Annotated in this window: 16 protein-coding genes, 1 tRNA gene and 2 pseudogenes; 7 read left to right on the forward strand and 12 right to left on the reverse strand. The window is 35.6% G+C overall.

Annotated features, from left to right (window positions below):
- Positions 1-190: 190 nt before the first annotated feature.
- Together LMC10_RS10340 and LMC10_RS10345 are read right to left on the reverse strand one after the other, a co-directional pair.
- Entirely contained in the window at positions 191-544 is a 354-nt protein-coding gene (locus tag LMC10_RS10340) for a hypothetical protein (protein WP_229269775.1), read from the reverse strand.
- Positions 545-676: 132 nt separating this feature from the next.
- Positions 677-1,324 (reverse strand): DsbA family oxidoreductase, encoded by a 648-nt coding sequence (locus LMC10_RS10345; protein WP_229269776.1) that lies wholly within the window; start codon positions 1,322-1,324, stop codon positions 677-679.
- A gap of 316 nt (positions 1,325-1,640) precedes the next feature.
- Here LMC10_RS10345 and LMC10_RS10350 point away from each other — a divergent pair, with 316 nt between their 5' ends.
- Positions 1,641-2,498, forward strand: a complete 858-nt coding sequence (locus LMC10_RS10350) for an alpha/beta hydrolase fold domain-containing protein (protein WP_229269777.1) — start codon at positions 1,641-1,643, stop codon at positions 2,496-2,498.
- Between the two features lie 4 nt (positions 2,499-2,502).
- On the opposite strand, the gene LMC10_RS10355 is transcribed toward LMC10_RS10350, so the two are convergent.
- Both LMC10_RS10355 and LMC10_RS10360 read right to left on the reverse strand, forming a co-directional pair.
- Positions 2,503-2,841 carry a nucleoside triphosphate pyrophosphohydrolase family protein gene (locus tag LMC10_RS10355; RefSeq protein WP_229269778.1) on the reverse strand — a complete coding sequence of 113 codons (339 nt, stop codon included), beginning with the start codon at positions 2,839-2,841 and terminating at the stop codon, positions 2,503-2,505.
- Between the two features lie 616 nt (positions 2,842-3,457).
- Positions 3,458-3,862: a hypothetical protein gene (locus tag LMC10_RS10360; protein ID WP_229269779.1), complete on the reverse strand. Its 405-nt coding sequence runs from the start codon at positions 3,860-3,862 to the stop codon at positions 3,458-3,460.
- Between LMC10_RS10360 and LMC10_RS10365 the strand changes: the two are divergent.
- A pseudogene (locus tag LMC10_RS10365) lies at positions 3,833-4,198 on the forward strand (tyrosine-type recombinase/integrase); the annotation flags it as partial. The gene LMC10_RS10360 and the pseudogene LMC10_RS10365 overlap by 30 nt on opposite strands.
- A gap of 144 nt (positions 4,199-4,342) precedes the next feature.
- On the opposite strand, the gene LMC10_RS10370 reads toward LMC10_RS10365, so the two are convergent.
- Positions 4,343-4,414, reverse strand: a tRNA-Arg gene (locus tag LMC10_RS10370).
- A gap of 167 nt (positions 4,415-4,581) precedes the next feature.
- Here LMC10_RS10370 and LMC10_RS10375 point away from each other — a divergent pair.
- On the forward strand, positions 4,582-4,944 hold the full coding sequence (locus LMC10_RS10375; RefSeq protein WP_229269780.1) for a LapA family protein: 363 nt from the start codon (positions 4,582-4,584) through the stop codon (positions 4,942-4,944).
- Between the two features lie 20 nt (positions 4,945-4,964).
- Positions 4,965-5,783 carry an HAD-IIB family hydrolase gene (locus tag LMC10_RS10380; protein WP_229269781.1) on the forward strand — a complete coding sequence of 273 codons (819 nt, stop codon included), beginning with the start codon at positions 4,965-4,967 and terminating at the stop codon, positions 5,781-5,783.
- 65 nt (positions 5,784-5,848) lie between these two features.
- On the opposite strand, the gene LMC10_RS10385 is transcribed toward LMC10_RS10380, so the two are convergent.
- The 5 genes from LMC10_RS10385 to LMC10_RS10405 form a co-directional block, all read right to left on the reverse strand.
- Positions 5,849-6,331, reverse strand: a complete 483-nt coding sequence (locus LMC10_RS10385) for a nucleoside 2-deoxyribosyltransferase (RefSeq protein WP_004562256.1) — start codon at positions 6,329-6,331, stop codon at positions 5,849-5,851.
- 75 nt (positions 6,332-6,406) lie between these two features.
- Positions 6,407-6,562 (reverse strand): hypothetical protein, encoded by a 156-nt coding sequence (locus LMC10_RS10390; protein ID WP_229269782.1) that lies wholly within the window; start codon positions 6,560-6,562, stop codon positions 6,407-6,409.
- A gap of 1 nt (position 6,563) precedes the next feature.
- The gene (locus tag LMC10_RS10395) at positions 6,564-7,427 is read right to left on the reverse strand and encodes an alpha/beta hydrolase (RefSeq protein ID WP_229269783.1); all 864 of its coding nucleotides are present in this window, start codon (positions 7,425-7,427) and stop codon (positions 6,564-6,566) included.
- A 75-nt stretch (positions 7,428-7,502) separates the two neighbouring features.
- A complete protein-coding gene (locus LMC10_RS10400) occupies positions 7,503-8,141 on the reverse strand; it encodes a DUF421 domain-containing protein (protein WP_229269784.1) in 639 nt (212 codons plus the stop codon).
- 9 nt (positions 8,142-8,150) lie between these two features.
- A complete protein-coding gene (locus LMC10_RS10405) occupies positions 8,151-8,594 on the reverse strand; it encodes a DUF3290 family protein (RefSeq protein WP_035157330.1) in 444 nt (147 codons plus the stop codon).
- 116 nt (positions 8,595-8,710) lie between these two features.
- Between LMC10_RS10405 and LMC10_RS10410 the strand changes: the two genes are divergently transcribed.
- On the forward strand, positions 8,711-8,980 hold the full coding sequence (locus LMC10_RS10410) for a YbaN family protein (RefSeq protein ID WP_229269785.1): 270 nt from the start codon (positions 8,711-8,713) through the stop codon (positions 8,978-8,980).
- Positions 8,981-9,020: 40 nt separating this feature from the next.
- Here LMC10_RS10410 and LMC10_RS10415 read toward each other — a convergent pair whose 3' ends face one another.
- Entirely contained in the window at positions 9,021-11,345 is a 2,325-nt protein-coding gene (locus tag LMC10_RS10415) for an Aq_aa27 family P-loop NTPase (RefSeq protein ID WP_229269786.1), read from the reverse strand.
- Between the two features lie 428 nt (positions 11,346-11,773).
- Here LMC10_RS10415 and LMC10_RS10420 point away from each other — a divergent pair, with 428 nt between their 5' ends.
- Entirely contained in the window at positions 11,774-12,307 is a 534-nt protein-coding gene (locus LMC10_RS10420) for a helix-turn-helix domain-containing protein (RefSeq protein WP_229269787.1), read from the forward strand.
- Positions 12,307-13,203: an IS3 family transposase gene (locus LMC10_RS10425; protein WP_229269788.1), complete on the forward strand. Its 897-nt coding sequence runs from the start codon at positions 12,307-12,309 to the stop codon at positions 13,201-13,203. Before LMC10_RS10420 ends, LMC10_RS10425 begins: the two co-directional genes overlap by 1 nt.
- Positions 13,204-13,564: 361 nt before the next feature.
- On the opposite strand, the pseudogene LMC10_RS10430 reads toward LMC10_RS10425, so the two are convergent.
- A pseudogene (locus LMC10_RS10430) lies at positions 13,565-13,841 on the reverse strand (group II intron reverse transcriptase/maturase); the annotation flags it as partial.

Below are 13,841 nucleotides of genomic sequence, written 5' to 3' on the forward strand. Positions count from 1 at the left end.
GTGGCAAAGTAGTCAGAGCATTTTGGCTTGAGCAAAGCGAAAGCCAGCGCCTTGAGACGCCGGCTTTTATTATCGGCTTATAGCCGATGTGCAAACCACCCGTTTGACGGGTGGTTATTAGAAAAAATAGGCAATCTAATAACGTAGGCTAAAAGCGAACATCATTGGATTGCCCAATAATTAGCATAATTTATTCACGTCGTAACATAATATGCCAGACAAAGAAGCCGACTCCAATAATTAAAGCCAACCATGCCCATAGTTGCAATGGAAGATAGATAGTACACGTTAACAAACCTAAAACCCAACTGATTAGCATCATCGATAATCCAGCAATATCGCCACCTAAACCATCAATACCACAAGTAGCGATATAGACGATTCCTGATGCCAGATATAATAGTGAAACAATTAATTCGGCTGTTCCAGCATAAATATGGATTGCAGGATTAGGATTCCCAAAACCTCTTACAATCGATTGAACAAATATAATAATGGCTAACACAATCATAATAATTCCTACAACAAGTTTTGTTACCTTCATTCTAAAGACCTCCTCAAGTCTTATTCTACCCGGATGATTAGAATTTATAAAGAATTACAGTTTTTCTATTTACAAATAGAGCAGGGGGGACAAAAAAGCAAACCAGAAATTATCTTCTGATTTGCTTGAATCCTATTTAGTTGTATTTTTTACTTTTTTCAAGGCTTCTAAAAATACTTCGTAAGGTTGCGCACCAGTGATTGAATACTTATTATTAATCACAAATAACGGTGCACTTGGCATTCCAATCATAAATGCGCGCCGTTCGTTTTTTCGAACTTCATCTTCATACTGATTAGATTCAAGAACTTTTTTAACATCACCAACAGGTAGTCCGATTTCATTCATTGCAACAGTTAGAGCTTCATAGTCCGCGATTGATTCATTATCATTAAAATAAAGTTGATAAAGTCGTTTAACAGCTTTATTAAGTAATGCTTGGTCATTTAAACTTTCAATGTATTTTATTAAGCGATGAGCAGCTAATGTATTAACAGGAATCACATTTTCCATCTTAATTGGTAAATCAATATCTGCAGCAAGTTGATCAATTTTTTGTATTTGTGTAGCAGCTTCTTGCTTAGTTAGTTGATGAGTTTTTGCATAATATTCTGTCATTGATAAATCAGTTGTTGTTGGCAACGTTGGATCTAGTTGAAATGACATAAATTTTAATGGTGTCTGATCGGCAATCTTTAATTCTTTAAGCGCCCGTTGTAATTGTGTAATTCCCATATAGCAATATGGGCACGCAATATCAGCCCAGTATTGAATTTCCATAGATGATCGCTCCTTATAAATATATATTAATTTAATCTAACCATAAAATAAGCGAAGTTGCTAGTAAATACGTAAAGAGGGAACGATTTATTTTAAAATTAACCTGTCATTAAAATTATAGTTTTAATGCGAATGAATTTAAAATTCCCCCAGAATATCAATTTTTAGCTTTCTCAAAAGAATTTATTTAATGCTTATTTTCAACTTTAATAAAACTTTCTAAACAAAACTAATACTTTTGATTTATGTTTTAAAAGTTTTATGTAATACTATTGCTGAAGTCTATGTCAAAAGTATTTTAAAAGGAGTTTTTATCGTGAAACATACGCTTAAAGTTGATCAAGTACGTGACGGTTTATGGCTAGATTCAGACATTACATATACGCAAGTTCCTGGATGGCTTGGTAATACAACGCGTGATTTGAAGCTCTCAGTTATTCGACATTTTCAAACCAATGATGATACCCGTTATCCGGTAATTTTTTGGTTTGCTGGTGGTGGCTGGATGGATACAGATTACAATGTTCATTTGCCAAACTTGGTTGATTTTGCTCGGCATGGTTACATTGTTGTTGGCGTCGAATATCGTGATAGCAATAAAGTTCAGTTCCCTGGACAATTAGAAGACGCTAAGGCTGCCATTCGTTATATGAGAGCTAATGCCAAGCGCTTTCAAGCTAACCCTAATCAGTTTATTGCTATGGGAGAATCGGCTGGTGGGCATATGACAAGTATGCTCGGTGTTACTAACGGTCTTAGTCAATTCGACAAAGGTACCAACTTAGATTACTCCAGTGATGTTCAAGTAGCGGTTCCTTTTTATGGGGTTGTTGATCCGTTAACAGCAAAAAAAGGAAGTGCATCAAATGATTTTGATTTTGTTTATCGTAATTTACTTGGCGCTGAGCCTGAAAATGCTCCTGAGCTTGATTCTGCTGCGAATCCCCTCACCTATGTAAATTCTAATTCTACGCCTTTCCTTATTTTTCATGGGACAGAGGATGTTGTTGTTCCAATTAAAGATAGTGAAAAGCTTTATGATGCATTAGTTGCAAATAATGTTCCTGCTGAATTATACGAAATTGAAGACGCAAGTCATATGGATGTGAAATTTCTTCAACCACAGGTATTTAAAATTGTAATGGACTTTTTAGACAAGTATTTGAACCGCTAACAAATCACTTCTTATCATTATTTTTCTCTAAATCAATGGATAGTTGTTGTTCCTTTTTAGCTAGAAATTTCTCTAACTCTGTTTCGATATCAATATTTAGGCGTTGAGATAATTCGATCAACCACCAAATATTTTCAGCTAATTTTTCTGATAGTTGATAAGGAGTTTCATCATAATAGCGGCCCTCTTTGGTCATTACTAAACGATCTAGATTACCAATATCATTTGAAAGAGCCAATAGATCCTCATTAATAGTCCATTCAGATCCATGATGCTCTTTCTCAAGAGTATGGTAAGCTTGACGAATAAGTTGGCTTCGTGTGACTAACTCATTTAATTGCATTTATTTAGCCTCCAATTACTTTAGTTATCAAATTATATTTTACAATATTAATCATTCTTTATTCTAAACAAAAGCTCCGATAAACTGCCGTTATATCAGCGTTTTATCGGAGCTTTTTTATACAATCTTACTCCCCCCCGAGAGTTTAAAAGCGTTGTTATATCAACGTTTCAAGGGGATTAGTGTGCCAAACGTGTACGAACTAAATAAAAAAGAGCGCTTATTAGGCGCCCAACTACCGGTACGGTTTAAGTAATCAACTGAAACCATTTTGCACACCGGCATAGTAATATTGATACATATATTATAACACAACCAACTTATGATACAATAGTTGAGCACACTGTTGGAACTAATCACTCCACAAATATGTGCAAGTTGGGAGGTGTCCCAATTGCATCATTGGTGCATAGTAATATTGATTGTGCCTAATAAGCACATAAAAAAGATAATCAAAAAGACTATTAAGCAACTATTTGCATGGTTGCGTGTCTAAAATAGTTATTTCAGCGGTGGTAATTCGTTTACTATCGCTGTTTTATTATACAACAAAAAGAAAGCCCTAGTAGTAATTGCATTCTAAAATTTGCAACTACCGCTAGGGCTAATTTTCTACTTATTCAAATTTCCCAAAAGGTTGGTTAGTCTTAGTATCACGAACAGCCATGTAACCATAACCGTTTTCTCGTGGTTGACGAATCCAAACATAGCCAGCGTGACGACTAAAGGCATCATATTTAATAGTAGAACCAGCTGGTAAAGTAGCAATAATATTAGATTTTGTTCGAGCACTATAGCGTAAGTTAACAGCTACATCATTAGGGTTAGCCATCTTTAGCCAACCTTCTTTAGTTGTATTAACCATATTTCGGTCCATGTCTGAACCAGTAAACTGATGCACGGTAAAGACATCCCAGGGTGGAATATTGAATCCGGCTCCCTGATAATCCCAGTTAAGTGGTTGAGAATACTTGTAGTAAGCAATCCATAATCGTCTAATCGGACTATCAAAGTAAATCAACCTCTTCTACAATTGCTTTCTCAATTGAAGGAAAAGCATATTAGTAATATGGTTTTCATGACTCAGTTTGGTACCATCCCTACTAGTAATGCTGTCAATAAAGTCTTACGAAATATATTATCTGATCTAAAAATCAAGCGGAAGAATTTTCACTTCCACTCTTTAAGGCATAGTCATGTTGCCCTACTTCTTGCTAAAGGTGTGGATATATATCCAATCAGCAAACGTCTTGGTCATAGTGACATTCGTACAACAATGAATACTTACGCTTATTTAATAGATGAATACAAAGGAAAAACTGATGACAAGATTGTCAATGCTTTGAACCAACTTTAGTTTGGTACACTAGTGTACCAAAGGTGTACCGACTTTGTACTTTTTTATATTTTTCCATACTTTTCTAAAATACTAAAAAATCCTACAATTATTGATATAACAACGATTGTAGGATTTTTATGTTTCATCATATTTTATCAAAAATGCGTCCCCCGAGAGTCGAACTCGGATCATGAGGACCGAAATCTCATGTGCTATCCATTACACTAAGGACGCCTTATATTTCTATTTTAGCGCATTTATTAAAAAAATAAAGAGAATTTGTCAATTTTATTTAAAAGTACAAATACAGATGACGCTTATTTATTCCTCCTTCTCCTTTACCAGCACTTCTTAAGTTAATATAATAGATATGTTACAAAAAACATGAGGGGGAATTTTCTATGAAAAAGCAATCTACAACCATTGCTTCAATCGTTATTCTGATCATAATCGCTATCTTTGCACTATTAAATACAGCAACTGTAGTAGTCAATCTTTTTGGAGCACAAGTAAAAATGCCACTAGTGCTGCTAATCTTTATCTGTTTACTTATTGGGGCTATTATGATTTACTTGCTATCATTTTCTAATCACCTCAAAACTAACAAGCAATTAAAAGAATTACAATCATCGCGTGTTAGTAAGGACGAATTAAAAAAGTATCAAAAAAAGATTGATCAACTGCAAAAAGAAAATACACAGTTAAAGCAACAACTTAAAAGTAAAACTACTGTAGAAAAGTCACAAGATTCTTCTACAAATTAGTATTTCAGAGAGGAAATCAAATGGGAAAATACCGTTTTATTGCGATCGACGTTGATGGCACCTTACTAGATGATAATGATAAATTCGACGTTAACCGTTTAAATAAAGATATTGAATTATTACAACGACAAAACTACCACTTTATTATTGCAAGTGGGAATAGTTACGATGCATTGTCAACGATCTTTCAACCTTGCCCACTTGTAACAGAATTTGTAGCAGAAAATGGTGGACGACTGATAATAAACGGCAAATCTGTATACGGCAAGACTCATTCAATTGCGACGTTGCAACAACTTTATGCTTTTATTAAGCATACGTTCCCTAGCCCTGACATCCTATCTTTATCTGGCGAAACACAAACAATCCTTGCCGAGCAGTATCGCGATGTTCCAGTCCCTTTTTATCCCCATCACACATATTTTTCTGACCTTCAAAAAATTACTGAGCCAATTTATAATTTAAACATTGGTTGGGCTAAACGCAAATTATCCCAAACTATTATTCAAGGATATGTAAATCAATTAAATGAGCAGTTTCAAAACTTAATTCAAGCAACTTATAGTGGAGCTTATGGCATTGATATCCTACCAGCAGGCGTAAATAAAGCCTTAGGATTAAAAAGACTAGTCGAAAATTACTTAAACGGAACTCTAGATCAAGTAGTTGCCTTTGGAGATACTTCAAACGATATTGAGATGCTATCAGAAGTTGGTTATGGATACGCAATGAAAAACGCTACTGCTGACCTGCTGAAAGTTGCTGATAAAGTTACAAAATACGATAACAATCATGCTGGTCTATTGTCAGAGATTGAGCATCAATTTATTAACCGTTAGAGATATTATGTAAACTAGCATTTTGTAAAAAAGATGTGCGAGTTGAAATCGCACATCTTTTTTTCTTAATATACTCCACCATCGTAGAAATTGTAAGATGGTTTATTAAAATCGTAATTAGGAAGTTCTGACATTTTAATGAAATTATCTGCAATTCCCCAACTCATTAAATTAATTGGTTTACCAAAGTCCTCATCAGGAATCACTACCATAATATATTTACCTAGTGCGCGTGCCATTCCTAATTCAACACCCATTCCTACATCTTCTTCTTCAGGAATGTAGACTGCTAAAAGCATATCAGAAGTTGAAACACCTACTCGATCACCATTGTAAGTTGCTGTACTCCATTCGCGATCTTGCAAAAGCTCTGGATGTTCATCAACCCGTAATCCTTTATACTGGTGTTGTAATGGCACATAAGAATTCTCTACATCTACTGTAGGGTTAGCCTTAATTGCGTTCATTGCGTCCTCATAAGCTTTATTTTGCTTGTCAGTAAACCACCCTGCACAGAAATATACTGTCTTACTTTTTTGATTTGTCATTAAGTGAACTCCCCTTTAATTTTTGTACATTTAAGATTCTATCATGGAATAATAAACTTAACCAATTAGGATTTTTTAATCTTTTCTGAGAGCTGTGTTAATTAATTGCTTGGCTGCCTTTGAAACTGAAATATCTTTTTTATCTGCATATTCTTTTAATTGTTGGTATATAGCTAAGTCATCAGGTCCGCGCCATATAATTCCTGTTACTTGACCATGTTCTTTATTCATTTTAATTCCTTCCCCATAAAATGTTAGCGATATTGTTTAAAATTTTTGTGCGGTGATGTAATTGAAAATGAGTAGTTTTTGGATATACTTTTTGATGATACCTAATTGATGGATGAGCTTTAATTAATGATTTTAACATTTCCGATTGGATATGAGGAACAGCTCCATCAGTTGTCTTACTGCCTTCTTCACTACCCATTAAATTATAAATTTCAACTGGATAATTTAATTGCCAATTTTTCATCTCTAAAAATAATTGATGAAAATTCTTGTCTGTCGATTTATTAACTAAGTGATAGCGATATTTTAATTGATCGCTAAGGCTTTCTTCAACGGGTACCCCTAAAAAGACTACTTTATTTAACCGCATATGATCTTGAAGATATTTTGAACCCATATAAGCATGAATGAATTCTGTGCCTCCATATGAGTGGGCAACAACATTAATTTTCTGCATATGATAGTGTTTCTGCAAATAGTTCAAAACAGTCGTCAGTTGCTTGATCTGTGGATGGTAGGTACCATTATAGTTCCAAGCAAATAAGACTTGAATTAAAGCATTCTTTTGCCCATGAAAGTTTCCTTCAGTCCAGATACGTCCGTTAGGGGCAACCCAGATCGTTAAAACTTTTTGTGCAATGTTTTTCTGCTGATAGTACTTAATCATCTTATTATAAGTAACCGTACTTCCGCCCCAACCAGGAATAAGTAACGTAGGAACAGAAGAATACTCTATTTTATCTTGGTAATTTTGTGGTGATAAGGGTTGTCCAGGTGTTCCTCGTAATAAAAAACCCTGAATACCAAAAGCAAGAAGAATTAGGCTACCAATACTAATTCCGGCAATTTTTAACGATTTTTTCATCAAATCATCTTCTTATCATTTCATTTTGTATTTTACTCTTATTATACGCTTGAAAATTATAAAGAGGATGGTCTTTTAAGCTTTTGGATATGGTATTAAAGTTAATTTACCATTAATATATTCGCCAAGATAGATATCATCAACACTGCCATATCCTGCTTTATGGATTTGTTCAAATACCCACTGTTCATCATGATGAATCAATTCCATTACGTCAATATTGATCTGTCCATCATTAATTAGTGGGAAGCGAACATTAGCTTCATCATTTTCGATGATCACAAGTTGACCATTTTGTTCTAAAATTCCACTCTTGACTTTAGCAACTTCATAAATCCCATGACCACGAAGACGAAACATAAGGTCATTAGCACTAATTCCTGCACGCATACAATTCTCTACTAATACTTTGCCATTCTGAATTAATATTTGTGGCCGGCCATCAATGATTCTTCTTACCCAAATATTATGATCCTTTGCAAACTTTACAATAAATACAATTAATGTCCAAATCAAGAGTACCATTATAAACTCAAGGACAGAAATGTCACTATTGTAGATAATTCCGCCAATAATTCCACCTAAAACATAATTTTGGACTTGGTCAATGGCAGAAGTTGGCGCAAGATTCCCTTTCCCCAATAAATTAATCTGAAGAATCAAACATAACATCCCAAGAACAAACTTTATAATGATTAACGAATAAGTATCCATTCTTCTCTCCTACTTCATTAAATTAACCTGATGATTAACAACATGTGCTCGTGTAAGGGTATAATTATCCCCTGTTTGACTTAAATTGACACGGTAATCACGATCTTCAATTCGGACAAGAATCCCATCCGTTAAAGTTGTGGAGTTAACAACTACTTTTTGTGGAGAAACATTATGGTCCCGAGCGACTGCCTTAATAAAGGGAATCATCTGCGTTGTCTGGGATTGCTGTGTGGTACTTTTTTCCATATCGGTAACTTGAAAGCCAATAAAAAGCAACAATAGTAAAAAGAAAATTATTCCTAAATCACGATACCGGGTAATAAGACGATGTCGTAAATATAAAAGCGTCATTACTGCAATCAAGAGTGCAAAAATGATAATAGCAACATAATTGAACAATTGATTCATGTGTTGATGATTTGATAAATAGCTGATTGTATAAAATGTCAATTTATTTCTCTCCTTAACTTAAATGTAATAAAAACTTAAGCAGCTCCCCACCCTTTTTTCGTACGCTCATGATAAAATAACGGTAACGATACTATGAAAGAAAGGAGGAATTCTTAATGATCTTAAAATTAGTATTAAAACTTGGATGGATCTTGTTAGGGAGTATTTCATTCGTCGGTGGGATAATCGGGATGCTTCTCCCTGTTATTCCCCAGGTTCCATTCTTCCTCCTCACAATATGGTGTATCACTAAAATTTCACCCCGTTTTCACAACTGGCTCCTTCGTAATCCGCTCTACATAAAATATGCAAAACCCTTGGTAAATCGGCTTGAAAATCTGAAACACCATCAGAAACAAAAGGCACAAAAAATTAATAATAAATAAAAAGGTCTTGAATGCTATTTGCGTCCCAGACCTTTTTATATTAGCCAAATAATCGTGCCCAGAATCCCTTCTTTTGTTCTTTAATAGGCGATTCCGTAACTTTTTCAGCTGTATTCGTAGTTAACGTTTCATCATTACTTGCTTCGTTTTCCTCAATTTCTTCAGTATATGGGTTGCGTTCACCAATCCATTTAAAGAATTCATCAGCTTTTATCTCTACAAACTTACCACGTTTACCATTGATACCATCTACACAAAGTTCAATTGGTAATGCATTTCGGTACTTTTCAATACTATCGGCAGTAAAACCATTGAAAGTATTAAGCTTCGAGATATCAAATAACAAACTATGATCTTGTTGCCGGTATTTAAAGTCTTCTTCCTGTGTTAGGTAAAGTTTAGCCCACCGGTTACGCGAACTTTCCTTAAAGTCATCACAGATTTCATCCGCAAAGTAAGGAGGTACTTCCATATCCGCCATTTGATAGTAATCGCGGAAAATCTTACGGGTATTTGCTAAGAAGTCAAGTTTACCAGTCTTTTCATCGAATGCGCGCCATGGCGTTTCATCGTCCTCTAGTAAGCTTGCCATCCGCATTACAAAGTCCTTAAACAGCGTATTATTTAAGGTTTGTCGTACATTATAGATATATTTATTGGCTTCACCTTTTTGCTGGTCATCGATAACCTTATCAATTTGGAGATAATAAGTTCGCCGTGCAGTTTCACGTAGCATAGTAAAACCAGAATCATAGTTAGTTGTTCCGATTAATGGCGCAATTGCATGTGGATTGTTAACCAATTCATTCATCGTATCAACAACTAAGTGCCGACTATATTGATCCTGTTGGAAGAAGTATGGTTCAATCTCATCCATTAAAACGGGGTATGAACTTCCAAGCTTCATGTAGTGCTCAATTGCATCAACAGTTTTTGCTTTTTTCTGCGGTGTATCTGTAGGATAGATAGTCCCAAAATCAATTAATGACCGATCAGTATTCCATGTCAATTGATTAATAATCCGTAATAGGGTTGACTTTCCAGAACCAGCAGTTGCTCCTAGAATCAAGAAGTTAGGAATATCATTCCCATCTTCAGGATTCAAACTAGCTTTCGCACGAATTTCCCATAAAAATGGTGCCGTAAAACTATATAAAATAGCTTCATAGAATCGCTTACCATAATCATCATTGTAGTCAACAACGTATTGCTGATACCCTTTTAATACCGCATCAATACTCTTTAAGCCATCACGAATTTGACTAATAGTCGCAATCTTCCCAAATTGAATTGGGTGCGTGCCAGTATCATTCGGTACATATAGGCCACTATTATTGTTAACCAGATTTCTTTCCATCGGACGATCATATAAGAACGTTGTATACTTCTTCTCTGCTGACCGTTGTTGTGGTGTCATACCACTAATCAATGCATCCTGAACTTGTTTAAAAATCTTTTCGCGCGATTTCAATTTTGGCTTAGCTGCTCGGGGCGATACAGCTGTTTTTTGCAAAGTGTAAATTGTATCGTGTTGTTGAATTTGTCGTTCTGCTTCTTCTTTATCTTGAGAGCGGTTAGTCGTAATATCTCGCATCGACTTAGTAATCATTGCGGGAATTTTATTTTCATCAATTTGTTTTTGAACGTCATGACTAATCAAGTCGGTCATATCTGCCGCTGCGATTTGATCGGTAACTTCATTATCAAGAATTACAACCGCATTCTTAGTTCCTTTAGTATCTTTCAAGCTCTCATCAATTTGATTTTGCGCTGCATTTAAAAGATTTTCAGTAAAAAATGGTCGTAAAACTGGCTTGATGTCATTCTTATAGTGGTTATCAAGATTTTGAAATAGCCGAATGTCATCATCAAAGACTAATATTTCTTCATATTGGTTACGCTCTTTATCAAATGAAGCACTGTCCAAGTTAAGACTTCCCAAAATCACACGAGTATCATGAGTCTCGGAATTACTTAGGAGGTAAAAACGTGAATGGATAGCCTGGGTTGGTGCAATTGCAACTTGAAAAAGATTGTTCAACACATTTGCTTGATTGTCACTAGTTAATGCTTCAAAGACTTTAGCAGGCTTTTTATTAGCAGCAGATAACAATGCATTGGTTAAAGCAACCTTAGTGATCACTTCATCACCAGTTTTCGCTTCATAATTTTCAGGGCTGCTCAGTGCAACTTCGACTTTAATGAATCGACTTAAATACTGATTAATAAAGTCGGCAGTCACGTTACCAGTAACTGCTGTTAAACGATTGAACTTATTAGCATCAAAAAGCTGGCTAATCTTTAATGGTGGAGTATCTTGACCATTAAAAACAATATGAATCTTTTTTAGATCTGAATCTGTCATTGGCGTAGTCCTTTTCTAAACAATATTAACTCTTTTTATTTTCGTTTATTTAAACCAATTTTGCAAGTGACCATCGAAATATTTTGTCGCTGTGGAAGCTTCTATCACTGTTTTTATATGCATACGATAATAACCCTTCAGTACTTTAATTAAATAAAGTATTGAGGGGTTATTTTAGTCACATCGGCTTATTTATTTTTAACTAATTCGTGTTTACTTGGGTTACTGCCCCTGTTGCGTAATTTATACTGATATTTTTCTGCACATTCGGACAAATATGTAATAAAAAATATAAATCCTTATATATCGGGCTTTAACGGGGATGACTTGGTATTATGTGGCCCAATAAATAAAAAAGCTAAGCTAGTTTGTGAAGTGCCCTACAATTGTTAGACAAGAAATCTAATGATTGTGAGGCACTTTTTTGTATGACCAAATATAAATCAGAACTGAAAGCCCAAATTGTTCACGAATACCTTTCGACTTCGCAAAGTACTAATAATTTAAGTAAGAAATATCAAATTAATGGGCGACGTATTGCTGAATGGGTTCAGGGATACCAATTGAGGGGGATCAACGCACTTGAAAAACGGCGTCATAAACGAATATTTACCGCCGATTTTAAACTAAATGTGATAGACTACTACCAAACTCATGAGGATTCGATGGCTGAAGTAGCCGCTCGCTTTAATATTTTAACAGCGCAAGTTTCAAGATGGCGTTCGCAATTTGAACGGGACGGTATTGCAGCTTTGAAGCCTCACCCGAAAGGCAGGCCGTCTAAAGTGAAACATACTAAAAAACAGGCTCGTCAGCTCGCTAATAAGAGTGAGCTGGAACTATTAAAAGAAGAATTGGCGAAGAAGAACCAAGAACTTTATGAAACTAAGATGGAGCGTGATATCTTAAAAAAATCGCTGTCCCTGTTCGGACCCTCAAAGCCAGGAAGAAAACCCAAATAGTGGATCAGATCAGGGACGATCAATCACAGCGACCAAAGAAACTGCGCTATAAGATCGGCGATCTTCTCAAAACCATTGGGCTTGCCAAGGCAACCTATCACGATGAACGTAAACGAATTGCCCGCTCTCACGACAAATACGAAGAAGCTAAAGCTCAAATTCTAAAGATTGCCCAACGGTTTAGACTTCGTGGACGTTGGACCGCAGGTTATCGTCGTATTCAAATGGAGTTAGACCAAATAGGATTACATTTGGCTGGGGATACTATTCGCAAGTTAATGCGGGAATTAAATGTTCAAGTAAATTTGTATAATCGCCATCGTAATGGTAAGTATTCATCTTACCATGGTACGGTTGGTAAGATTGCGGACAATCGGTTAAAACAAAGATTCAATGAAAAACGACCCTATCATGTTATCCATACTGATGTAACACAAGTCCGTTTAGCTAATCATCAGTGGGCTTACATCTCAGCGATGATTGATGAAGCGAGTCAAGAGATTCTAACTTTCCAAATAAGTATCAGTCCGAATAAAGAACTGGTTATAAAAACCATAGAAGAATTAATTACCAATCTACCTGATAATGCTCACCCAATTATTCATTCGGATCAGGGCTGGCATTACCAGTTAGATTACTATACCCAAAAATTGGCGGATCACCAGTTTATTCAAAGCATGTCGCGGAAAGGAAATTGCCTGGATAACGCTCCAGTCGAAAGTTTCTTTCACTTATTTAAGACCGAGTTACTAGCAGGGTTTCTGCCATGCAAGGATATCGCAGAATTAACCGAACTTTCTCACGACTACGTTCAATACTTTAACCATGTCAGAACAACCTTAAAAACAAAAGGCATGACTCCAGTCGAATACCGAAACCATGCCTTAGCAGCTTAATATTTTAATTTTGTCTAACTTTTGTCTTGCACTTCATAGACTAGCTTAACCTATCTTTTAGGTAGTTATTGTTTTGACTCTCAGACTGCCTGAGATTTTAAAATGCGGGTGATTGTCCATTTCAGCACGTCTGACAGCTCATAACAAAGCGCCAATTTTCCTGTTAATGTCTTTTTAGACCTAGTTGAGTACATGAGCGAAAGCAAATGTACTCAACAAAAAATCACCGTCAGTCGATGTCTTTTTTTGTTTTTCAGTATAACTATATTTTAAAGGAATCGAGTAGGAGATAATTGATTAATTCAATTATCGACCTCTCACACCACCGTACGTACGGTTCCGTATACGGCGGTTCGACAACTTAATCACATTGAATTGACTGGAGCGTCTTGGACATATTCATAAGTCTAAGTTGTTCCAGTTTTCTATTAGTTAGAGAATAGCTCAAGGTCTTACTATGTGCAGTTCGCCAGTAGCCCTTGCGGGTACTAGCGAAGACATATGCATCACGCTGGGACAGCCCCAACTTCTGTAAGTTAGTTACCTTAGTTTTAAACTTTTTCCATTGCTTCCAGATATACTGCCTTATTCGGACCCTCAACCACTTGTCGAGGCGTTGAATAAAGTTAGTTAGTTTC

The organism is Limosilactobacillus reuteri subsp. simiae (assembly GCF_020784875.1).
GTDB classification, from domain to species: domain Bacteria; phylum Bacillota; class Bacilli; order Lactobacillales; family Lactobacillaceae; genus Limosilactobacillus; species Limosilactobacillus reuteri_H.